The organism is Stenotrophomonas sp. (assembly GCF_032099025.1).
GTDB lineage: Bacteria > Pseudomonadota > Gammaproteobacteria > Xanthomonadales > Xanthomonadaceae > Stenotrophomonas.
On record NZ_DAMCID010000022.1, the window covers coordinates 38,733 to 59,255 of the forward strand.

A 20,523-nucleotide genomic window follows, 5' to 3' on the forward strand; every position below is an offset into this window, starting at 1 on the left:
CGGCACGGAAACCACCCGAAACAAAGAAGCGCGCCCAAGGGCGCGCTTCTTTGTTGGATCCCGTAGAGCCACCCCATGGGTGGCTGCACGATGGCCCAGGAACCGGTCGCGTCAGAACGCCACCGACCAGTCCAGCTGCGCCCCCACATCGCGCTGCCCGTCGCCGTCGCGTCCCTGCACCTGCAGCGACACCCGGCTGTTGGCACTCGGGCTCACCGCCACACCCAGCTGGGCCAGCACGCTGCTGCGTGCCAGCGGCGTGCCGGCGATGGTGAAGTCCTGCGACCCGCCCACGAAGCGCGCGGTCGCGGTCGGCAGGCGGTCACCGTCGGCGTACTGCCAGCCCACGCGTGCACTGAGCACGGCGCGGTCCTGCAGGCCACCGCTGATGTCCCAATCGGCCTTCAACGCCGCCAGGCCGGTGCGGTACTCGCTGTCGGCCGAGGCAAGGCGCAGGGCGCTGTTGCCGCCACGTTCCTGGCTGCCATCGCTTTCCAGACGCACCTGGGCCAGCTCGATTTCCGGCGTCAGCTGCACGCGCGGACCGCCGAAGGTCCAGCCGGCCCGCACGAACGCGGTGGTGCCGGTGGCATCTTCACGGGCCAGCAGCTGCTCGCTGAACGCCGTGCCGACCTGCGCCGTGCGCGTGGTGTCGGTGCGGTAGTCGGCACGGGTCACGCCGCCGCGCAGGCTCAGGCCCTGCCAGCGGTAGTGTGCATACACGCCGTACTCGGTCGCGTCGGTCTCGGCCACGGCCGCACGCTCGCGCAGGCGGTTGTCCACCTTCTGCTGGCCGGCGGCCACGCCCAGTTCCAGCGTCTCACCGACCTGCCAGCCGGCACCGGCCATGAGGCCGTGCTGCTGCACGCGCGAGGCGGCGTTTTCGGCGGTGGCGTCGGTGCGCAGCTGCCCACCACTCCCCGCCAGCCACAGGTTGACGCCCGGGGCGACAGCGCCACTGAGCGCGCGGCCGTCCAGGTGACGGTCGATGCCGTCGTGCAGGAAACGGTTCTGCAGCAGCGCGCCACGGGTGGCGGCATGCACTTCACCGGACAGGCTGTCGAAGGCCGGCACCACTTCCGGCACGGCCAGCCGCACCACGGCGTCGTACACCGCATTGCCTTCGCCCAGTGCTTCCACCGCGCCAGCGACCTGCTGCTGGTTGGTATTGACCACCACGTCCGGGAACGCCACTTCCACGTCCGGCATCGACACGTCGTTGCGGGTCATGGTCAGGTACACGTTGTTGGCGTCGTAGCTGAGGCTGGGGTCGAGGAAGGCGAAGTTGCTGCTGACCCCGGCGAAGGCGCCGTCTACGCCGGCACCGGCGGAGATCAGGGTGTAGCGGGTGGACAACGCCCAGTTGCCTGCAGCGGCGACGGCGACCGTGCCGGCATTGCCGAGGAACGCCTTGCCGCCTACGCCGACGAAGTCGCTGCTGCCATTGGCGGCAATGTCCACCTGGAAGGTCGCGCTTGAATCGAAGCGCAGGTCGCCACCCACCGACAACCGGCCGATGCCGCCGCTCATGCGGGCACCGGGGGACAGCACGCTGCCGCTCAGCAGTTCCACGTTGCCCACGCTGCCCATGCCGGCCAGCAGGGCGTTGTTGGTCATCTGGATGTCACCGCCCAGCGCACCGGCCACCTCCAGCATGCCGCCGTTGACGACCGTGGTACCGGTGAAGGCACTGCTGTCGCCGGTCAGGGTCAGGAAGTGGCGGCCCTGGCGAAGGGTGCCGCTGCCGCTGAACTGGCCGTCGTACTGCAGCACGCGGGTGGTGTCGATGGCAAACGTGCCGCCGCTGCCGATCTCGATGTCGCCGGTCGGCAGCGCATTGCCGGTGGCAAGCAGGGTGCCGCCGTCGATGCGGGTGTCGCCGGTGTAGGCGTTGCCGCCCAGGACCAGCGTACCGCTGTCATTCTTCACCAGCAGGCTGTCGCCGCTCGCATCACGCACGCCGCCCGCCAGGGTGACGCTGTTGCCCGGAGCCACCCAGACGCCGACGTCGCCGTTGAGCGCGATGTCGTTGTCGAGCGTGATGGGGCTGCCCAGGCCCAGCGAGGTGCCGTCGGCCATGCTCAGGGTGCCGGTGCCCAGTGCCTTGCTGCTGCCCACCGACAGCGTGCCCTGGTCGACCTGCAGACCACCGCTCCAGGTGCTGTCGGCGCCCAGCATCAGCGTGCCGGTGCCGGTCTTGCGCAGCTGGCCGGTGCCGCTGAAGGCGCGGGAGGCCATCAGGTTGCTGGCCACCTCCACGGTGGAGTCGGCCGAGACCAGCACGGCGCTGTCCAGGTTGAGCCAGGTGTTGGCACGCAGGGTGCCGCCGGCCAGTTCGAACAGGCCTTGGCCGGTGCCGGCGGTGATGGCGGCCTGGCTGCTGCCGCTGTCGCCCACCGCGAAGGTCGCGTTCTGGCCGACGGTGATCGTGCCGCGGCTGGTGCCGGTCATGGCCAGGTCGACCGAGCCGTTGACCAGCGCGTTGGCGCCATCGTCGACCAGGAAGCTGCCGGTACCGTTGGTGCCCACCTTCAGGATCGTGCTCTGCCAGACGCTGTTCGCGCCGGTAACCTCGACCGCGCCGTTGCCGCCGACACGGTTGCCCAGCCACGCTTCGCCGCCGACCAGACGCCCGCCATCGGACACCGTGACCGTGGCGCGGCCAAGGTCGCCGAACACCATCTGGGCAGCACCTGCATCCAGGCGGGAGCCGGTGTTGCTGATGTCCAGTGTACCCACGCCGGTGGCGGCCGAGCCTACGTACAGGCCTGTGCCCGCCGTGGCGGTGGCGCCGCCCGACAGGCGGGCCGTGCCGGTGCCGCCGTCGCCGATGCGAATGTCGCGCGAGGTGGTCCAGCTGGCACCGTCGCTCACGGACATCAGGCCCACGCTGCCTGCGTTGACGCCGACCCGGGAGAACTGTGCCGTCACCTTCGCGCCATCGGTCACGTTCACGGTGCCATTGCCGCCCGCGCCCAGCAGCAGGGTGGCTCCGGCGGTGAATGAGGAGGTGGCGCCGGTGACGTTGACCACGCCGACCGCCCCAAGTCCGGAGGCGATGTACGCGTCGCTGCCGATCGCCAGTGTGCCGCCGTCGTCGATATCGACCAGGCCCTTGCCCCAATGCCCGACGCCAATGGTCCCCAGCGAGGTCCAGGTCGAACCGGCACCGCTGATGGTGGCGCGGCCGTCGGCCGTGCCGCGGGTGCCGATGACTTCGCCGGTGCCCATGAAGATGGTGGCCGAGGTCAGCTGCCCGCCGCCCTGGATCACCAACGTGCCGATCCCGGTGTCACCCACATGGATGTGATTGGTGCCTTCGCCCGTGCCGGTAACGACGGCGGTGCGGTTGCTGTCGATGTAGGTCGCCCGGGCCAGCGGGTCGGCGGCGCTGGGCTCGCCCAGCTGCCAGTTGCCGGGCTTGGCCCAGTCGGTGTCGACCGTGCCGCGCCATTCATTCCAGTTGGCATCGGCTGCGAACGCGACCGGTGCGATGCAGCCCAGCGCGATGGCGGTGGAAAGGGCGGCCAGCTGCGGCGCGCGGCGCACGGCGGTGGACGAGGCGGCACGGCCGCCGCAGGCGAGTTCGGACACAACCTGCATGCACTTCAGCGCGTGATTGAAGACCACGCGATACACATGATTCACAGCCAACCCCTGTTTGAATGAAAGACGATTCCCTGAGGTGGGAATAACGGCCGCTGGCTGAACGTCTTTAGGGTCAAAAATCACAAAATCTGAACAATTCAAGGAACGGCGTCCCAATTCAGATTGTTGGCGGATTTCGCATCATCGGGGTCGGCCCAGCCTCCGGCACGGGCCAGGCCCCGGTTGTGGGCCTTACAATGAAAGGCTGCCGTTCCCCCCCTCACCCCTGCCCTGGAGTAAGCGATGTTCCCGCGTGACGTCCGCATCGAAACCTACGATCCCGAACTGGCCAAGGCCATCGCCGCCGAAACCCAGCGCCAGGAAGACCACGTCGAGCTGATCGCCAGCGAGAACTACACCAGCCCGGCGGTGATGGAAGCCCAGGGCAGCCAGCTGACCAACAAGTACGCCGAAGGCTACCCGGGCAAGCGCTACTACGGCGGCTGCGAATACGTGGACATCGCCGAGCAGCTGGCCATCGACCGCCTCAAGCAGCTGTTCGACGCCGACTACGCCAACGTGCAGCCGCACAGCGGTTCGCAGGCCAACCAGGCCGTCTATTTCGCGCTGCTGCAGCCGGGTGACACCATCCTGGGCATGAGCCTGGCCCACGGCGGCCACCTGACCCACGGCGCCAAGGTCAATGCCTCGGGCAAGCTGTTCAACGCCGTGCAGTACGGGGTGAACGAGCAGGGCCTGATCGACTATGACGAGGTCGAGCGCCTGGCCCTGGAGCACACGCCGAAGATGGTCGTGGCAGGCTTCTCGGCATACTCGCAGGTGGTGGACTGGGCGCGCTTCCGCGCCATCGCCGACAAGGTCGGTGCCTACCTGTTCGTCGACATGGCGCACGTGGCCGGTCTGGTCGCCGCCGGCGTCTACCCGAGCCCGCTGCCGCACGCCCACGTGGTCACCTCGACCACCCACAAGACCCTGCGCGGTCCGCGTGGCGGCATCATCATCGCCAAGGGCGCCAGCGAAGAACTGCAGAAGAAGCTGCAGTCCATCGTGTTCCCGGGCATCCAGGGCGGTCCGCTGATGCACGTCATCGCCGGCAAGGCCGTGGCCTTCAAGGAAGCACTGGAGCCGGGCTTCAAGGCCTACCAGGAGCAGGTGGTGAAGAACGCCCAGGCGATGGCGAATACGCTGATCGCGCGCGGCTACAAGATCGTGTCCGGCGGCACCCAGAACCACCTGATGCTGGTCGACATGATCGGCAAGGACGTGTCCGGCAAGGACGCGGAAGCCGCGCTGGGCAAGGCGCACATCACCGTCAACAAGAACTCGGTGCCCAACGACCCGCGCTCGCCGTTCGTGACCTCGGGCCTGCGCCTGGGCACCCCGGCGGTGACCACCCGCGGTTACGTGGAACAGGACTGCGTGGACCTGGCCAACTGGATCGCCGATGTACTGGACGCGCCAGCAGACGAGGCCGTGATCGCCCGCGTGCGCGATGCGGTCAGCGCACAGTGCCGCAAGTACCCGGTCTACGGGTGAGGTAAGCCGCCGCCGTCCCCGGCCCGGCCGGGGACGGCGTGTCGACACAGGGAGACTGCTGCATGGATGACATTGCCCAACGCCGCCTTTACGCCGCACAGGCCGTGCTGCTGGGCCTGCCCACGCTGGTGGCCGGGGGCACCCTGTCGGTGCTGGCCGTGCTGGTCTTCTTCTCCCGCAACAACTACATGGGCGGCATCGAGGGCATGGCGCTGCTCGCGTGGGGCCTGTCGGGCATCGTCGGCCTGCTGGGCTGGCTCTGGTTGAGCAGCGTGTATCTTCGCCGCGGCCGGGACGGGCTGCGCCAGAGCGGACCGTTGGGCTGGATCTGCATCGCGCTGGGCACCGTCGGGGCACTGGTGGTGATGGGGCTTGTGGTACGTCTGGTGGGCGAGGGCGGCTGGAAGGATCTCGGTTACCTGGTCGCCGGACCGCTGCTGCTGGTTCCCAGCGCGCAGCTGGTGTGGATGCGCTGGTCGCGTCCGCCGCGCGGCTGACGCCGACGGCCATTTGCCGCCCCGCGTCTTCTCAGGTACCGTTGCGACGCTGCCGTGACCACGGCATGACGTTTTTTTTGATGCAAGGCGTTCCATGTACTGTCCGTTCTGCCAGCATGCCGATACCCGGGTGATCGACTCGCGCGTCTCCGAAGACGGTGCGACGATCCGTCGTCGGCGCGAGTGCGAGGCCTGCAACGAACGTTTCAGCACGCTGGAAACCATCGAACTGAAGCTGCCGGCGATCGTGAAGAGCGATGGCAGCCGCGAGGGCTTCGACGCGCGCAAGCTGCGCGTCGGTTTCGACCGCGCGCTGCAGAAGCGTCCGGTGCCGGAAGACAAGATCGAACTGGCGGTGCGCGCGGTGATGCAGCAGCTGCGCATGTGCGGCGAGCGCGAAATCCCGTCGATCAAGGTGGGCGAGTTCGTGATGAATGAACTGCGCAAGCTGGATCACGTGGCCTATGTGCGGTTTGCATCGGTATACCGCAGCTTCGAGGACGTGGCCGATTTCCGCGAGGAGATCGAGAAGCTGGAGCGCGAATTGCCCTCCAGCACCGAACAGCTGCAGCTGCTGGGCGATGTGATTGCGTTGACCAAGAAGAAAAAAAGTCAGCCGTAGAGCGGACTGGTAGAGCGGACTGTTAGTCCGCTGTCCGCTGTCCGCTGTCCGATCTCCGAATGACCCGTGCACGCCGCCAACGGTAGCGGACTAACAGTCCGCTCTACCCAGTCGAGGGTAGGGCGTTACCATTGCCGCCATGAACTTCTCTACGCTTGACCACCTGCACATGGCGCGCGCGCTGCGCCTGGCCGAACGTGCCCGCTTCACCGCGCGGCCGAACCCCATGGTGGGCTGCGTGATCGCGCACGGCGAGCGGATCGTGGGCGAGGGATGGCACCAGCGCACCGGTGGTCCGCATGCCGAGGTGTTCGCGCTGCGCCAGGCCGGCGCCGATGCGCGTGGCGCCACCGCCTACGTCACCCTGGAACCCTGCGCGCACCACGGGCGCACGCCGCCGTGCGCGTTGGCGCTGATCGAGGCCGGCGTCAGCCGCGTGGTGGCGGCCATGCGCGACCCGTTCCCCAAGGTCGACGGCGGCGGCTTCGTGCTGCTGCGCGAGGCGGGTATCGAGGTTGCGGAAGGATTGATGGCCGCGCAGGCGCGCGAGCTCAACCACGGCTTCCTGTCGCGGATCGAGCGGGACCGGCCGTGGCTGCGGGTCAAACTGGCTGCCAGTCTGGACGGCCGCACGGCCATGGCCGACGGCAGCTCCAAGTGGATCACCGGCGATGCGGCCCGCGCGGACGTGCAGCAGTGGCGCGCACGCGCCGGCGCGATTCTGACCGGGGCCGACACCGTGCTGGCCGACGACCCGATGCTGACCGTGCGCCTGGCCGACACCGACGTGCTGCCGCCGCTGCGCGTGGTGCTCGATTCACGGCTGCGTTCGTTGGAATGCGCACGCGTGCGGGAGGGCGGGGCGCCTACGCTGTATCTGCACGATGCGGCGGTGAGCCCGCCGGACGCGGCCGACGCCGAATTCGCCAGCGTGCCGGCGCACGACGGACGGCTGGACCTGGGTGCGGTGCTGGCACTGCTGGCCGAGCGCGGCATCAACGAAGTACATACCGAAGCCGGCGCCACGCTGTCGGGTGCATTGCTTGCAGGTGGCTGGGTCGACGAGCTGCTGCTCTACCAGGCACCCACCCTGCTGGGCGAGCACGGCAGGCCGCTGCTCGCCGGCCTGGGCATTCATGCCATGGACCAGCAGCATCGCCTGCGCGTGGTCGATCAACGCCAGGTCGGTGCGGACCTGCGGCTGCTGTTGCGCGTGTGAAGGTTCTGCCACGCAGGGCGTGGCACTACGCGTGACGTGGAGACGTCAGGATGCTGCGACCGGTTGCAGCGCTTCCAGGTGGCGTACTGTCTGTGGAAACTGCTGCACCAGTCGAATGAGGGTCGATGCCTGCGCGTTGGGACGCGCGCGGCCCTGCTCCCAGTTCTCAAGCGTGCGTGCATTGGTACGCAGGTACATGGCAAACACCGGCCGTGACATGTTCAGCTGTTCACGGATGGCGACCAACTCACCCGCATGCAGCGGCGGCAACGGCTTCAGTCGCGCCTTGTGGGTGCGCAGCGTGACCTTGCCCGAGCGCTCATCCTCCAATGCATGCAGCCCCTCGACAAGCTCGGCAAATATGTCGCGTTTCATCATGTGATCCTCGCCAGAAGTTCGGCTTGAAGCATTCGTTTCAGCAGTCTTTTCTGCGTCGCGTCCAGATCGTCCTGGACGCCCTTGCCGTAGAGGGTGAACAGCCAGAACTGCGAACCCGCCAGCCAGTGGAAGTAGATCACCCGTAGTCCGCCCCGCTTGCCACGCTGCCTGCGGTCGTCGGAAAAACGCAGCTTGCGGAGACCGCCCGTGCCCATGATCACGTCACCGGCCTCCGGAGCCCGCAGCAGGAACTGCTGAAGCGCGCAGAACCCGTCGTTGTCGAGGTAGGCGGCACGGTGGCGCGAAAAAGCGGGCATCTCCACGAACACGGCGTGCATAAGTATACGTTTTCTGCGTAGGGTTGCGAGCCACCTTACCTTGCGCCTTCACACCGGAAGGGGGCAGCCGTTCACACCTCGCTTCCCGCATGGATCGTGCATTTGATCGAATTACGGAAAGGGATAGGTGGCCAACGCCGGGGCAAAAAAACGGGCCCCTTGCGGGGCCCGTCGATCATGGCGCGGGTTAGCGCTGCCCGATCAGTAACTTAGAAGCTGGCGCGCACGCCGACCGAGTACTGGGTCACGTCGTCGTAGTACTGCACTTCGCCGACCACGCCCCAGTTGCGGGTGAAGCTGACCTGGCCACCGAGGGTGCCGATCCACACGCCGTCCATGTCGCTGCCGTCAATGTAGCCGGCCTTGAGCCACGCCTCGGTGCTGCGCGACGGCTTGCCACGCACACCCAGCGCGGCACGGCCGGCGTTGGTGTGGAACTTGTCGGTTTCGCTGGTCACACCGTCATCGAACTTTACTTCGTTGTTGATGCGCATCCAGGCGATATCCGCCGTGAAGTCCACGCGGTCGGTCATCGGCATGTGGTAGCCGATGCCCAGCTCCGGCTGGTCGATCGTGTTCTTGGCGCGGTATTCGCCGACGCTGTCTTCCAGATGGTACGTCTTGGAAGTGGTGCTGTAGCCGCCAAACACGTTGACCTGGTCGGCAATGGCGAACGAACCGCGGAGGTAGCCGCCGTCCAGCTTCGGGTTGCTGCCCGGAACGCTGATCTGCTGCTGGGTCCAGCCGCCTTCGACATAGGTGTAGCTCATGCTTTCGGCAGCGACGGCGGAAAGCGGGGCGGCAGCCAGCAGGGCGGCGGCCAGGAAGATCTTGCGCATGCAGGTTCCTTGTTGTGTGAGGTCCATTTCAGCCAGCCCGTCATGGGCGGCAGGGCGGCGGTCATCGCCACGCGGCGCGCATTTTAACAAATTATTCACAGAAAGCCAGCGCTCAGCCAGCACTGCTACAATGGCCGCGCCGGTTCGCCGGTACACAAACGTCTTCAGGGCGGGGTGCGATTCCCCACCGGCGGTAGGTGCGCAAGCACGAGCCCGCGAGCGCTTCCGGCCTGGCCGGAAGGTCAGCAGATCCGGTCCGATGCCGGAGCCGACGGTATAGTCCGGATGAAAGAAGACGGTGCCACAGGGCCTTTACCGGCCCTGCGCCCGCCTGTTTGCCTTGCGGCGTTTTTCGCTCACTTTTCGCGGAGAACGTTCCTTGTTTACTGGAATCATCGAAGGCGTCGGCCATGTGGCCGCACGCGTACCCTTGGGCGGCGATGTCCGCTTCACCTTCCACGTCGGCAGCCTGCCGTTCGACGCGGTGCAGCTTGGCGAGAGCATCGCCATCAACGGCGTGTGCCTGACCGTGATCGCGTTCGACGCGACGACCTTCCAGGCCGATGCCTCCACGGAAACGCTCGGCCTGACCACGCTGGGTCAGCTGGCCGATGGCGCCGTGATCAATCTTGAACGCGCCATGCGCCCGACCGACCGCCTCGGCGGCCACCTGGTCAGCGGCCATGTCGATGGCCTGGGCACGGTGGTGTCCATCCATGACGACGCGCGTGCCCAGCGCTGGCGCTTCGCCGCACCGGCCGCGCTGCTGCGCTACATCGCCAGGAAGGGCTCGATCTGCGTGGACGGGGTCAGCCTGACCGTCAACGACGTGGACGACGCCGGCTTCGAGGTCGCGCTGATCCCGCATACCGTCGCCAATACCGCCTTCGCGGCGACCGGCGTGGGCAGTGCGGTCAATCTGGAGATCGACCTGGTCGCCCGCTACGTGGAGCGCTTGATCAGCGTGCCGGCCCCGCATGGGCACGCACAGGGAGAGGCCGCATGAACTTCGCCCCCATCCCCGAGATCCTCGAGGACATCCGCCTTGGCCGCATGGTGGTCATCGTCGACGACGAAGACCGCGAGAACGAAGGCGACCTGATCATGGCCGCCGAGCTGGTCAAGCCGTCGGACATCAACTTCATGGTCACCCACGGCCGCGGCCTGGTGTGCCTGCCGCTGACCCGCGAGCGCGCCGCCGACCTGGGCCTGGCGCCGATGGTCCAGGCCAATACCGCGCAGTTCCAGACCAACTTCACGGTGAGCATCGAGGCCGCCGAAGGCGTCACCACCGGCATCTCGGCCTACGACCGCGCCCACACCATCCGCACCGCAGTGAAGCCGGACGCCAAGCCGGCCGACCTGCACCAGCCGGGCCACATCTTCCCGCTGATCGCCCAGCCGGGCGGCGTGCTGACCCGCGCCGGCCACACCGAAGCCGGCGTGGACCTGGCCATGCTGGCCGGGCTGGAACCGGCCGGCGTGCTGGTGGAGATCCTCAACCCGGACGGCAGCATGGCGCGTCGCCCGGAGCTGGAGGTGTTCGCCCGCGAGCACGGGCTGAAGATCGGCTCCATCGCCGACCTGATCGCCTATCGCCTGGCGACCGAGAAGACCGTCGAACGCGTGGACGAGCGCGAGATCGATACCGAGTTCGGCCCGTTCAAGCTGGTGACCTACCGCGACCGGATCGCCCACGACCTGCATTTCGCCCTGGTCCGTGGCCCGGTCGATGCCGAGCCGACCCTGGTGCGGGTGCAGGTGGAAAACCCGCTGGCCGACCTGCTGCATTGGCGCCGCGATGATTTCGGGGTGGCCTCCACCGATGCCCTGCGCGCGATCGCCGCGGCCGGGCGCGGCGTGATGGTGGTGCTCTCGGCCCCGCGCGACACCAACAGCCTGCTGGCCCGCCTGCGCCAGCAGCCGCAGCCGGTGACCCCGGGCAAGGACAAGGACGTAAGCCAGTGGCGCCGCAACGGCGCCGGCGCGCAGATCCTCTCCGACCTGGGTCTGGGCAAGCTGCGCGTGCTGGGCACCCCGCGCCGCCAGATCGGCCTGGCCGGGTATGGCCTGGAGGTCGTGGAGACCATAACGCCCTGACCGGGCGGTAGAGCCACGCCCTGCGTGGCTGCGAGGTCGTGATCCAACCGACGTAGAGCCACGCCCTGCGTGGCTGCGAGGTCGTGATCCAACCGACGTAGAGCCACGCCCTGCGTGGCTGCGAGGTCGTGATCCAGCCGACGTAGAGCCACGCCCTGCGTGGCTGCGAGGTCCCGGATCGCCCGCGCAGCCAGGCGGGGCCTGGCTCTACCGGCTTCGCGTCGCCCCATGCCGCCAAGCAGGTCTTGGCGGTACGGTAGAATGTCCCTCTTTATTGAATAACCTGCCGACCATGAGCCACTACGAAGGCGATCTCCGGACACCGGAACAGGCCCGTTTCGCCATTCTCGCCAGCCGCTGGAACGCCCGTATCACCGACGTGCTGGTGGCCGGCGCGCGCCAGAGCCTGGCCGGCAACGGCATCGACGAATCCGCCATCGACGTGATCCGCGTGCCCGGCGCGTGGGAACTGCCGCTGGTGGCCGCCCGCCTGGCCGCCGCGCATGAACATGCCGCCATCATCGCCCTGGGCTGCGTGATCCGTGGCGACACCCGCCATTACGAGCACGTCGCCGACGGCTGTGCCGAAGGCCTGATGCGCGTGCAGCTGGACTTCGGCGTGCCGGTGCTCAATGGCGTGCTGGCGGTCGAGCGCGCCGAGGATGCCGAGGCGCGCGCCGGTGGCAGCCATGGCAACAAGGGTGAGGAAGCCGCACTGACGGCGTTGGAAATGGTCAATCTTCTGGAGCAGCTGCCATGAACAAGTCGAACCCGGGCAAGCCCTCCGGTAAACCCGTCCGCCGCGATGGCGTCGATCCGGTGCTGCGTTCGCGCGCGCGCCGTCGTGCCCTGCAGGCGATCTATGCCTGGCAGATCTCCGGCGGCAACGCACAGACCGTCGTCGCCCAGTTCGCGCACGAGCAAGCCCGCGAGATCGCCGACCTGGCGTATTTCGAGGCGCTGGTGCACGGCGTGCTCGACAACCGCAAGGACCTGGACGAAGCGCTGGACCCGTACCTGGACCGCGGCATTGAAGAAGTGGACGCGATCGAACGCGCTGCGCTGCGCGTGGCCGCCTTCGAAATGCGCTTCCGCCTGGACGTGCCGTACCGGGTGGTGATCAACGAGGCCATCGAATCGGCCAAGCGCTTCGGTTCCGAGCACGGCCACACCTATGTGAATGGCGTGCTGGACCGTGCGGCCGTCGAATGGCGCAAGGTCGAAAACGGGGGCTGACCCCGTGTCCCTCGCCGAATTTTCCCTGATCGACCGCATCCGCACGCGCACCCGTGCGCGTGCCGACGTGGTGCTGGGAATCGGCGACGATGCGGCGCTGCTGCAGCCGCGGGCCGGCGAGCAGCTGGTGGTGACCGCCGATACGCTCAACAGCGGCGTGCACTTCCCGGCCGAGACCGCGGCGTACGACATCGGCTGGAAGACGCTGGCGGTCAATCTTTCCGACCTGGCCTCCATGGGCGCGCGGCCGGACTGGTGCACGCTGGCGCTGTCACTGCCCGATGCGGACGCCGACTGGATCGATGCGTTCGCCGACGGTTTCTTCGCACTCGCTGATGAACACGGCATCGTGCTGATCGGTGGCGATACCACGCGCGGCCCCCTGTCGCTGTCGGTGACCGCCATGGGGCAGCTGGTGCCCGGCACCGCGCTTCGCCGGGATGCGGCGCGCGTTGGCGACGACATCTGGGTGAGCGGCACGCTCGGCGACGCCGCCATCGCGCTGCGCGCCTGGCAGGGCGGCACCCTGGACGTGCGTGAGGCTGCCGACGACGCACAGGTCGACTACCTCCGCCTGCGCCTGGTGCGTCCCACGCCGCGGGTCGCCCTGGGGCGCGCGCTGCTGGGCGTGGCGCATGCCGCGGTCGACGTTTCCGATGGCCTGCTCGCCGACCTCGGCCACATCTGCGACCGCAGTGGCGTGGGGGCCCGCATCGATCCCGAACGCCTGCCGGTGTCCGCCGCCGCACGTGCACGCGTCGGCGCCGCCCAGGCCCGTGACGCGGCGCTGCGTGGTGGGGACGACTACGAACTCTGCTTTACCGCGGCACCGGCGCAGCGTCCGGGCATCGACGCGGTGTCGGCGCGGCTGTCGCTGCCGCTCACCCGCATCGGCACGATCACGACGGGCACCGGCATCGCCCATGGCAGCGACGACGACGGCCCACGCGGCTACGAGCACTTCACCGAGCTCTAAGACGGGTCACACCGGTGGCAACACCTTGCCCGGGTTGAGGATGCCGTCCGGATCCAGCGCGTGCTTGATGGCACGCATCGCCGCCAACGTGGCCGGCGTGAACGCCTGGGCCATGAAGTCGCGCTTGGCCAGCCCAATGCCGTGTTCGCCCGACAGTGTGCCGCCCAGTGCGAGGGTCAACGCGAAGATCTTCGGCAGCGCGGTATGTGCGCGCGCATTCTCATCCGCATCGTCGGGGTGGTACAGGATGTTGACGTGCAGGTTGCCGTTGCCGGCATGACCGAAGGTGACGATGGTCAGCGCGTGCTCCTGCGCCAACGCCTGCACGCCGGCCACCAGGTCGGGGATGCGCGACACCGGCACCACCACGTCTTCATTGATCTTGCCCGGCGCGATGCTGCGCAGCGCCGGCGACAGCGCTTTGCGCGCGGCCCACAGTTTCTCGCGGGCGCTGCCCTCCATGGCCACGTCCAGCGCGAGCAGGCCATCGCCTTCGGCGGCGTTGGCCAGTGCCTGCAGCAGGTAGGGCAGGGTGTCGTGGTCGCCGTCTGCCTCGACCAGCAGCATCGCGCCGGCCTCGGGCACGTCGGCGCCATTGCGGCGCAGCAGCTCCAGGCTGCGCGCGTCCATGAATTCCAGGCGCGTGGGCACCACCGGCTGCGCCATCAGGCGCGACACCGCGGCGGCGGCGGCGTTCGCGTCGCGGTACAGCACGCGCAACCCGGCCTGGGCCACCGGCAGGGGCGTGAGCTTGAGCGTGGCTTCCACGATCAGCGCAAGGGTGCCTTCGCTGCCCACCAGCAGATGGGTCAGGTCGTAGCCGGTGGCGTCCTTGGTGTACGCGCCGCCGCACTGGATCAGCTCGCCGGCGCCGGTGACCGCCACCAGGCCGAGCACGTTGTCGCGGCTGGTGCCGTACTTCACCGCGCGCGGGCCGCCGGCATTGCAGGCCAGGTTGCCGCCGATGCTGCAGATGTCCGCGCTGGACGGGTCCGGTGCCCAGAACAGCCCGTGCGGCATCAGTGCCTGCTGCAGGTCGCCATTGAGCACGCCCGGCTCGACCACCGCGCAGCGGTTGCCGGCCTGGATCTCGACGATGCGGTTCATGCGGGCGAATGAAAGCACGATGCTGCCGTTCACCGGTACCGCCGCGCCGGTCGTGCCGGTGCCGGCACCGCGGGCGACCACCGGTACGCCGTGGGCGCGGCAGGCGCGCACGATCTGCACCACCTGGTCGCGGTCGCGCGGCAGTGCCACGCCGTCCGGCAGCGCATGCCGCCAGGAGTTGTCCTGTGCGTGCGCGGCCAGCGCGGCGTCGTCGGTGCGCCAGCCGTCGTCGCCCAGCAACGCATGCAGGGTGGCGGCGAACGCGGCGGGAAGGGCAGTGGGGGTCATGCAGGGGTCCGGGGTTGCGTGGGCGCACGTTGGATCAGCCGCCAGCCGATCACGGCGGCGGCCAGCGGCAGCCACACCCAACGCAGTTCAGAGACGACGGTGGCCAGACCGCGCGCGCTGAAGAACTGGCCGGCAAAGGGCGAGACGCGAATGGGGCGCCAAGGCCCGAACAGGCGCTCGCCGCTCCACGGCCACCACAGCGCGACGCCGAGGCCGCCGGAGGTCATTGCATCCAGCAGCGGGTGCGACAGCGCGGAGAGCCCGACGAACGCGGCGGCCTGTACCGCGCTGGCACGCAGGCGCGTATGCAGCGGTGCAGCCAGCAGGGCGAGCACGGCTGCGAACAGGATGGAATGGCTGGCGCCGCGATGGCCGAAGCTGTCGGCGTAGGGAATGTGCAGTGCGAACGCCAGCACATCGGCATCGGGCAGCATCGCCGCGACCACGCCGGCACCCAGCAGTGGGCCGGAGATGCGCCCGCGGTCGGACGCGCACCACAGCGCCAGCGGAATGGCGGCATGGGTGAAAATACTGGGCATCAACACTCCTCCAGACGAAACGCGTCACGCAGCCAGTTCAAGTGCAGCGGCTCGCCACTCCCTTCGACCACATCGAAGCGACACGGCTGCTGCGCCAAGGCGGGATGCGCCTGCAGGAAGAGCCGCGCGGCCAGCACCAGCTTGCGCCGCTTGCGCAGGTCGACCGAGGCCGCACCACCGCCGAAGCGGGCATCGGCCCGGTAGCGCACTTCGACGAATACGACGGTGTCGCCGTCGCGCATCACCAGGTCCAGTTCACCGCCCTTGTAACGCACGTTCCGTGCGAGCGGACTCAGCCCGGCCGTGCGCAGGTGCGCCAGTGCGGCGGTTTCCACCGCCGCGCCGCGCTGTGCCCGTTCGGTGGGCACGGCACTCAGTTGCTGCTGGCGATCGGCATCGGACGGCCGCCACTGAAGGTCGACCAGGCCGGTACCCGCAGCACGTTGCCGTTGCTGTCCAGGAACAGGGTGCCGGTGGCACCGGCCAGGCCGCCTTCGGTGGCGACCTTGTCCAGGTAGGCGCTGATCTTCCAGGCGTCGAACCCGAACGCGAACAGGCGACCGGCCGCGCCGCGCGCGGTGGGCAGGAGCTGGCCGGCGGTCGCGGCCGACGGCAGGCCCGCCACGCCCCGCACGTTCCAGGCTTCATTCGGATACACGATGCCGTCCAGCGCCACGTCTTCCTCGGCCTTGCCGGTGCCCAGCGTGAGCTGCGAGGTGCCGACGCGCGTTGCACCACCGGCACCCGCCAGCGCCAGCTGTGGGGCCAGCGCACGTGCCTGCGGCGCCTTCACCGCCAGCAGCACGCCGTCCACCGCACCGGCCGCGCGGACCTGCGCGCCGATGTCGCCCACCGTCTCGCCCACACCGACGGTGGCCAGTACCTGGCCGCCGCGCTGGGTGAAGCGTTCGCGGAAGGCGGCCGCGGTACGACGGCCGTTCTCGTCATTGCTGTGGATCACCAGCACCTTGGTGCGCTCGCGGCTGCGCAGGAATTCGGCGGCGATGATGCCGTCGTCTTCCGGCGCCAGCGAGAAACCGGCGCTGCCTGCGGGCGGGCTGCTCTTGCCGCGGTTCAGTGCAAGCACCGGCACCGGCAGCTCGGTGCGGCCGAACACCGCATCCACCTCGTCGCGGCCCAGCGGCCCGACGATGAAGTCCGCACCGGCGCCAACGGCCTTGTCATAGGCGGCCACCGCACCGGCGGCGGTGCCGGCGGTATCGATGAACTGGATGTCGGGACGACGACGGTTCTCGCCGTAGTAGCCGCTGAGCAGGCCGTCGCGCACCGGCTGCGCGGCGGTGGCAAGGCGGCCGCTGAGCGGCAGCAGCACGGCCATCTTCACCGGCGGGCGGTAGCCATCGCTCATGGCCGGCGGGCGCTTGCTCGTATCGAACTGGGCCACGCCGTCGCGGTCGAACGGGCGCGGCAGTGGCAGGCCGCGCGCGATGAGGGCGCGGCCTGCGAAGTTGTACAGCGGCTCGTTGGCCGGCAGCGCGGCGGCGCGCGTGCGCAGCGTCGCGTCATCGAGCGTGCCGAGCAGGCCGGCGATGGCCTGCTGGTTCTCGGCGCGCGCCGGCCCGGTCAGCGACGCATGCGCGCGGGCACGCTCGGTGGCTGCGCCGATGGCGTCACCGCTGGCCTGCAATGCGTTGGCGCGGGCCAGCTGCCAGCGCGTACGCAGCGGGGCGGCCACGGTGTCGGAGGATTCCTTCAGGAACGCCAGGGCCTGCGCCGGCTGCTTGTCGGCCAGGGCCAGCTCGGCGCTGGTCAGGTGGTAGCGCTGCAGGCTGGCGCCGGTGAGCTGGCGCGGCGTGACCTGGGCGAGCAGGCTGCGCGCGCGGGCGTTGTCGCCTGCTTCGTGCCAGGCGAAGGCCGCATCGGCCAGCGCGGCGCCGCGCGCATTGCCGCGCAGGGTGTTGGCCAGCGCTTCGAGCTGCACGGCAGCGTCGCGCGGTTTGCCCTGGTCGATCAGCGCCAGCGCCTGGCTCTGCGCCGGGGAATCCGGTGCGCTGGTCAGGCTGGTCGTGGCGCAGCCGGCGAGCAGCAGCAGCGACAACGACAGGGCGGAGATCCGTGCGGCGGGCTTGTTCATGATCAGGTCCATTCGATGGGGGCCGGTAGCCTCTGGTACACGGTACGATTCTACCCTTGACCCACGAGTGCCGTTGCGATGAGTGCTGTCCCCACGCTGTATGTCGTTGCCACCCCGATCGGCAACCTGGCCGACCTGACGCCGCGGGCGCAGGACGTGCTGCGCTCGGTGGCCGCGATCTGCGCCGAGGACACCCGCCGCAGCGGCCAGCTGCTGCAGCACTTCGGCATCCAGCAGCCACTGGTGGCGCTGCATGACCACAACGAAGAGGCGCTGGCCGAACGCATCGTGGCGCGGCTGAAGGCCGGTGAATCGCTGGCGCTGGTGAGCGACGCCGGCACGCCGCTGGTCAGCGACCCGGGCTACCGGCTGGTACGGGCCGCGCGCGAAGCCGGGATCCGGGTCAGCCCGGTGCCGGGCGCATGCGCGGCGATCGCCGCGTTGAGCGTGGCCGGCCTGCCCAGCGACCGCTTCACCTTTGAAGGCTTCCTGCCGGCGAAGGGCTCGGGCCGGCGCGAGCGCCTGCAGGGCTTGGCGGGGGAAACCCGCACGCTGGTGTTCTACGAATCCTCACATCGCATTGCGGAGTCCCTGGCCGACATGGTCGCCGCATTCGGCCCGGAGCGGCCGGCGGTGCTGGCGCGCGAACTGACCAAGCTGTTCGAGACCGTGCTTGATGGCGACCTGGCCAGCCTGCTGCGGCAGGTAGAAGCGGACGACAACCAGCGCAAGGGCGAGTTCGTGGTGATGGTGCAGGGCGCCGCCGACGACGAGCAGGCGCAGCTGGCCGCCGGCCGCCGGATGTACGCCAAGCTCAGCGAACACCTCCCGCCGTCCACCGCCGCCAAGCTGGCGGCCGAGCTGACCGGCGCCCCGAGAAAATCGCTGTACGGCGGTTGAGCCCGCGCAGCCACGCAGGGCGTGGCTCTACCGTGGGTGTCCGAATGCATCCGCCAGCCACGCAGGGCGTGGCTCTACCGTGGGGTGACCCAAATGCATCCGCCAGCCACGCAGGGCGTGGCCCTATACGATTGACGTTGCGTGCCTGGAGGAACAGCCCCCTTTAGTAAAGGGGGCGCGCCGACAGGCGCGGGGAATTGGGTGCTGGTAACGCCCGGGGCCCAAGGTTTGCGCAGCAAACCCTGGGGCTCCTTTTGCAGCATGCAAAAGGAAGGGCGGAGCCGGCCGATAAGCCGGGTTTTGTCGTGGACAGTCATTCCTCTAGGCGCTGCGTCACCACAGCGCTCAAGCAACCTACCCGGTCCCGACGCGGGCCACGTCATTAGGACCCTATTTGGTCTTGCTCCAGGTGGGGTTTGCCGTGCCGGTCTGTTGCCAGACTCGCGGTGCGCTCTTACCGCACCATTTCACCCTTACCGGCTCCCCGAAGGGAACGTAGGCGGTATCTTTCTGTTGCACTTTCCGTCGGCTCGCGCCGCCCAGGCATTACCTGGCACCTTGCCCTATGGAGCCCGGACTTTCCTCGGCATCCGCAAGGGATGACGCGACTGTCTGGCCGACTCCGCCACGCGCATTTTCGCACATCCGCCGCGTCACCGGGGCGGTAGCGGGGATCCGGCTGCTGCCTGTGTCGGCAGGGTGGGCGCACCCACCGCCAGCCGGGTATCCCCGATGCAGCCGCCTTCCGGGCCAAAGCGACGCTCATGGATGAAGCCTTGGCCGTCGGCGTCCAGCGCGATGATCGTGCTCGCGCGCGTTCCATAGTCCGGGCTGCGGATGAAGGCCGCCGACAGCCAGCGCTCGCGCTCCAGGCCGATTCCGGTGTCGGGCAGGGTGGCGTCATCGGCACGGCGCTCGTCGGCCAGCGCGGCCCACAGTGGTGCCAGATCTTCGCGCCCCGCATCCACCCAGGCCTGCAGGGCGGCATTCAACGCCAGCGTCTTGGGCCACGGCGCATCCAGGGGACCGTTCGACATTCCGTGGATGCCCGGCGTGAGGCGCTGGCGCAGCAGCGGGTGGTTGCCGAGGAACTGGCAGCTGTCGCGATCCGCCAACAGCAGGTTGAACGGCGCGAAGGCAGGCGCGTCCTCGGCCAGGATATCCACGAAAGCCTCGGCAGGCGTCGCCGATCGGAGGTAGTCGGCCACCAGCGCCCCCCGCGAAGGGCCGCTCTGTCGCGCCGTCGGGTCGCGGACGTTGGTGACCACCGCCATCCGGCCGTTCGCCCCCACGCCGGCCCAGGTGCCGCCCGAGCGCAGGTCGCGCCCGGCCAGCAGGCCGTGGTCCGGCGCCGCCCAGGCGGCCAGCGGCGCGGTCGGGCGGGCGTGGAACTCATCGCGGTTGCCGACCATCAGCAACTGCCAGCGGGGATGGGCCTTCCAGGCCAGAGCGAGCAGACACATGAGTCGCATTGTGCCGGTTCTGCGCACGAACGGGCCGGTTGCGACGGCACGGCCGATGAATGCGCCGCCATTTTTCACGCGGTGTGCACAGGCCTGAACTTCGCCCCAATCTCAAAAAATGAGACGAAACAGCAACTTGTGGATAAGCCTTGAACAAGTCTCTAAACATTGCTGCAAGCCCTTGATGTCCAAGGTGATTTCCGGCTTGCAAAGTTGTTGACAACCCAATCGGCACTGCTAAGGTGGGCAACAGAGGGGAAACCGGGTTTTTTGTGGTTTTTCGTGGTTCAATGTTTCACCGGGCGAAGGATAAGGTGCACGCGTCGTGTTTCAAGGCGAGACGGCCATCACGGTTGACGATAAAGGACGCATGGCGGTTCCCACCGCGCATCGCGACCTCGTCGCGCGTGTGAGCAACAACCGTCTGGTCCTGACCTACAACCCCTTCGAGTCTGGCTGCCTCTGGCTGTACGCCGAGCAGGAGTGGGAACGGGTCCGCGACGACGTCATGTCCAAACCCAACACACAGCGCGTCGTGCGCCTGCTGCAACAGAAGCTGGTCGGTTCGGCCGCGCATCTGGAGCTGGATGGCAACGGCCGCATCAGTATTCCGGCCAGCCACCGTGGTGCCGTTGGCATTGAAAAGAAGGCGGTGTTGCTCGGCATGGGCGACAAATTCGAATTGTGGAGCGAGCAGGCTCATCGCGCGTTGATCCAGCAGACGTTGTCTGACGAGGATCTCGGCGATGGGTTGCTCGACCTGAAGTTGTGAGCCGGGGTG

20 protein-coding genes, 1 other RNA gene and 1 riboswitch are annotated in these 20,523 nt (G+C 68.6%); of the genes, 11 read left to right on the forward strand and 10 right to left on the reverse strand.

The genetic code is table 11. The features are described from left to right. Positions 1-111: 111 nt before the first annotated feature. Positions 112-3,732 (reverse strand): autotransporter domain-containing protein, encoded by a 3,621-nt coding sequence (locus RT456_RS14855; RefSeq protein WP_313347813.1) that lies wholly within the window; start codon positions 3,730-3,732, stop codon positions 112-114. Between the two features lie 159 nt (positions 3,733-3,891). Here RT456_RS14855 and glyA point away from each other — a divergent pair, with 159 nt between their 5' ends. From glyA to ribD, 4 genes are all read left to right on the forward strand, one after another. Beyond that, a complete protein-coding gene (glyA, locus tag RT456_RS14860; RefSeq protein WP_313347814.1) occupies positions 3,892-5,145 on the forward strand; it encodes a serine hydroxymethyltransferase in 1,254 nt (417 codons plus the stop codon). Positions 5,146-5,207: 62 nt separating this feature from the next. Beyond that, a complete protein-coding gene (locus RT456_RS14865; RefSeq protein ID WP_313347815.1) occupies positions 5,208-5,642 on the forward strand; it encodes a hypothetical protein in 435 nt (144 codons plus the stop codon). 94 nt (positions 5,643-5,736) lie between these two features. Then, positions 5,737-6,264, forward strand: a complete 528-nt coding sequence (gene nrdR, locus RT456_RS14870) for a transcriptional regulator NrdR (RefSeq protein ID WP_313347816.1) — start codon at positions 5,737-5,739, stop codon at positions 6,262-6,264. A 139-nt stretch (positions 6,265-6,403) separates the two neighbouring features. Continuing rightward, entirely contained in the window at positions 6,404-7,483 is a 1,080-nt protein-coding gene (gene ribD / locus RT456_RS14875; RefSeq protein WP_313347817.1) for a bifunctional diaminohydroxyphosphoribosylaminopyrimidine deaminase/5-amino-6-(5-phosphoribosylamino)uracil reductase RibD, read from the forward strand. 45 nt (positions 7,484-7,528) lie between these two features. Here ribD and RT456_RS14880 read toward each other — a convergent pair whose 3' ends face one another. The 3 genes from RT456_RS14880 to RT456_RS14890 all read right to left on the reverse strand — a co-directional run bounded on the left by RT456_RS14880 (position 7,529) and on the right by RT456_RS14890 (position 9,038). After that, on the reverse strand, positions 7,529-7,858 hold the full coding sequence (locus RT456_RS14880) for a transcriptional regulator (RefSeq protein WP_313347818.1): 330 nt from the start codon (positions 7,856-7,858) through the stop codon (positions 7,529-7,531). Further along, a complete protein-coding gene (locus tag RT456_RS14885; protein WP_313347819.1) occupies positions 7,858-8,199 on the reverse strand; it encodes a hypothetical protein in 342 nt (113 codons plus the stop codon). The genes RT456_RS14880 and RT456_RS14885 overlap by 1 nt, the downstream gene beginning before the upstream one ends. Before the next feature lie 209 nt (positions 8,200-8,408). Further along, positions 8,409-9,038: an outer membrane beta-barrel protein gene (locus tag RT456_RS14890; protein WP_313347820.1), complete on the reverse strand. Its 630-nt coding sequence runs from the start codon at positions 9,036-9,038 to the stop codon at positions 8,409-8,411. Between the two features lie 156 nt (positions 9,039-9,194). Further along, positions 9,195-9,339: riboswitch (FMN riboswitch) on the forward strand. A gap of 78 nt (positions 9,340-9,417) precedes the next feature. On the opposite strand from RT456_RS14890, the gene RT456_RS14895 reads away from it, so the two are divergent. The 5 genes from RT456_RS14895 (at position 9,418) to thiL (ending at position 13,350) form a co-directional block, all read left to right on the forward strand. Continuing rightward, positions 9,418-10,044: a riboflavin synthase gene (locus RT456_RS14895; RefSeq protein ID WP_313347821.1), complete on the forward strand. Its 627-nt coding sequence runs from the start codon at positions 9,418-9,420 to the stop codon at positions 10,042-10,044. Continuing rightward, positions 10,041-11,138, forward strand: coding sequence for a 3,4-dihydroxy-2-butanone-4-phosphate synthase (ribB, locus tag RT456_RS14900; protein ID WP_313347822.1), 1,098 nt, complete (start codon positions 10,041-10,043; stop codon positions 11,136-11,138). Before RT456_RS14895 ends, ribB begins: the two co-directional genes overlap by 4 nt. Before the next feature lie 292 nt (positions 11,139-11,430). Further along, entirely contained in the window at positions 11,431-11,898 is a 468-nt protein-coding gene (gene ribH, locus RT456_RS14905) for a 6,7-dimethyl-8-ribityllumazine synthase (RefSeq protein WP_313347823.1), read from the forward strand. Next, on the forward strand, positions 11,895-12,374 hold the full coding sequence (gene nusB, locus RT456_RS14910; protein ID WP_313347824.1) for a transcription antitermination factor NusB: 480 nt from the start codon (positions 11,895-11,897) through the stop codon (positions 12,372-12,374). The genes ribH and nusB overlap by 4 nt, the downstream gene beginning before the upstream one ends. 4 nt (positions 12,375-12,378) lie before the next feature. Continuing rightward, on the forward strand, positions 12,379-13,350 hold the full coding sequence (gene thiL, locus RT456_RS14915) for a thiamine-phosphate kinase (RefSeq protein ID WP_313347825.1): 972 nt from the start codon (positions 12,379-12,381) through the stop codon (positions 13,348-13,350). Positions 13,351-13,356: 6 nt separating this feature from the next. Here the strand turns inward: thiL and RT456_RS14920 are convergent, their stop codons facing one another. From RT456_RS14920 to RT456_RS14935, 4 genes are read right to left on the reverse strand one after another with little or no spacing between them, the layout of a single operon-like run. After that, complete coding sequence (locus tag RT456_RS14920) at positions 13,357-14,745, reverse strand: FAD-linked oxidase C-terminal domain-containing protein (RefSeq protein WP_313347826.1); 1,389 nt, start codon at positions 14,743-14,745, stop codon at positions 13,357-13,359. Then, entirely contained in the window at positions 14,742-15,284 is a 543-nt protein-coding gene (locus RT456_RS14925; RefSeq protein ID WP_313347827.1) for a metal-dependent hydrolase, read from the reverse strand. The genes RT456_RS14920 and RT456_RS14925 overlap by 4 nt, the downstream gene beginning before the upstream one ends. Continuing rightward, entirely contained in the window at positions 15,284-15,652 is a 369-nt protein-coding gene (locus RT456_RS14930; protein WP_313347828.1) for a YraN family protein, read from the reverse strand. Before RT456_RS14930 ends, RT456_RS14925 begins: the two co-directional genes overlap by 1 nt. A 5-nt stretch (positions 15,653-15,657) precedes the next feature. Then, positions 15,658-17,379, reverse strand: a complete 1,722-nt coding sequence (locus RT456_RS14935; protein WP_313347829.1) for a penicillin-binding protein activator — start codon at positions 17,377-17,379, stop codon at positions 15,658-15,660. 78 nt (positions 17,380-17,457) lie between these two features. Here RT456_RS14935 and rsmI point away from each other — a divergent pair, with 78 nt between their 5' ends. Then, a complete protein-coding gene (gene rsmI, locus RT456_RS14940) occupies positions 17,458-18,279 on the forward strand; it encodes a 16S rRNA (cytidine(1402)-2'-O)-methyltransferase (protein WP_313347830.1) in 822 nt (273 codons plus the stop codon). Positions 18,280-18,552: 273 nt separating this feature from the next. Here the strand turns inward: rsmI and rnpB are convergent. Both rnpB and RT456_RS14950 read right to left on the reverse strand, forming a co-directional pair. Continuing rightward, positions 18,553-18,903: RNase P RNA component class A (gene rnpB / locus RT456_RS14945), an RNA gene on the reverse strand. A 29-nt stretch (positions 18,904-18,932) separates the two neighbouring features. Further along, positions 18,933-19,742, reverse strand: a complete 810-nt coding sequence (locus tag RT456_RS14950; RefSeq protein ID WP_313347831.1) for an NRDE family protein — start codon at positions 19,740-19,742, stop codon at positions 18,933-18,935. A gap of 325 nt (positions 19,743-20,067) precedes the next feature. On the opposite strand from RT456_RS14950, the gene mraZ reads away from it, so the two are divergent. Next, positions 20,068-20,514, forward strand: a complete 447-nt coding sequence (gene mraZ, locus RT456_RS14955; protein WP_019182494.1) for a division/cell wall cluster transcriptional repressor MraZ — start codon at positions 20,068-20,070, stop codon at positions 20,512-20,514. Positions 20,515-20,523: the final 9 nt, after the last annotated feature.

What these genes read in the sequence shown, in the direction of transcription:
- glyA (WP_313347814.1), top strand. Translation starts at nt 3,892, where the DNA reads ATGTTCCCGCGTGACGTCCGCATCGAAACCTACGATCCCGAACTGGCC.
- RT456_RS14865 (WP_313347815.1), top strand. Translation starts at nt 5,208, where the DNA reads ATGGATGACATTGCCCAACGCCGCCTTTACGCCGCACAGGCCGTGCTG.
- nrdR (WP_313347816.1), top strand. Translation starts at nt 5,737, where the DNA reads ATGTACTGTCCGTTCTGCCAGCATGCCGATACCCGGGTGATCGACTCG.
- ribD (WP_313347817.1), top strand. Translation starts at nt 6,404, where the DNA reads ATGAACTTCTCTACGCTTGACCACCTGCACATGGCGCGCGCGCTGCGC.
- RT456_RS14880 (WP_313347818.1), bottom strand. Translation starts at nt 7,858, where the DNA reads ATGAAACGCGACATATTTGCCGAGCTTGTCGAGGGGCTGCATGCATTG.
- RT456_RS14885 (WP_313347819.1), bottom strand. Translation starts at nt 8,199, where the DNA reads ATGCACGCCGTGTTCGTGGAGATGCCCGCTTTTTCGCGCCACCGTGCC.
- RT456_RS14890 (WP_313347820.1), bottom strand. Translation starts at nt 9,038, where the DNA reads ATGCGCAAGATCTTCCTGGCCGCCGCCCTGCTGGCTGCCGCCCCGCTT.
- ribB (WP_313347822.1), top strand. Translation starts at nt 10,041, where the DNA reads ATGAACTTCGCCCCCATCCCCGAGATCCTCGAGGACATCCGCCTTGGC.
- ribH (WP_313347823.1), top strand. Translation starts at nt 11,431, where the DNA reads ATGAGCCACTACGAAGGCGATCTCCGGACACCGGAACAGGCCCGTTTC.
- nusB (WP_313347824.1), top strand. Translation starts at nt 11,895, where the DNA reads ATGAACAAGTCGAACCCGGGCAAGCCCTCCGGTAAACCCGTCCGCCGC.
- RT456_RS14920 (WP_313347826.1), bottom strand. Translation starts at nt 14,745, where the DNA reads ATGACCCCCACTGCCCTTCCCGCCGCGTTCGCCGCCACCCTGCATGCG.
- RT456_RS14925 (WP_313347827.1), bottom strand. Translation starts at nt 15,284, where the DNA reads ATGCCCAGTATTTTCACCCATGCCGCCATTCCGCTGGCGCTGTGGTGC.
- RT456_RS14935 (WP_313347829.1), bottom strand. Translation starts at nt 17,379, where the DNA reads ATGAACAAGCCCGCCGCACGGATCTCCGCCCTGTCGTTGTCGCTGCTG.
- rsmI (WP_313347830.1), top strand. Translation starts at nt 17,458, where the DNA reads ATGAGTGCTGTCCCCACGCTGTATGTCGTTGCCACCCCGATCGGCAAC.
- RT456_RS14950 (WP_313347831.1), bottom strand. Translation starts at nt 19,742, where the DNA reads ATGTGTCTGCTCGCTCTGGCCTGGAAGGCCCATCCCCGCTGGCAGTTG.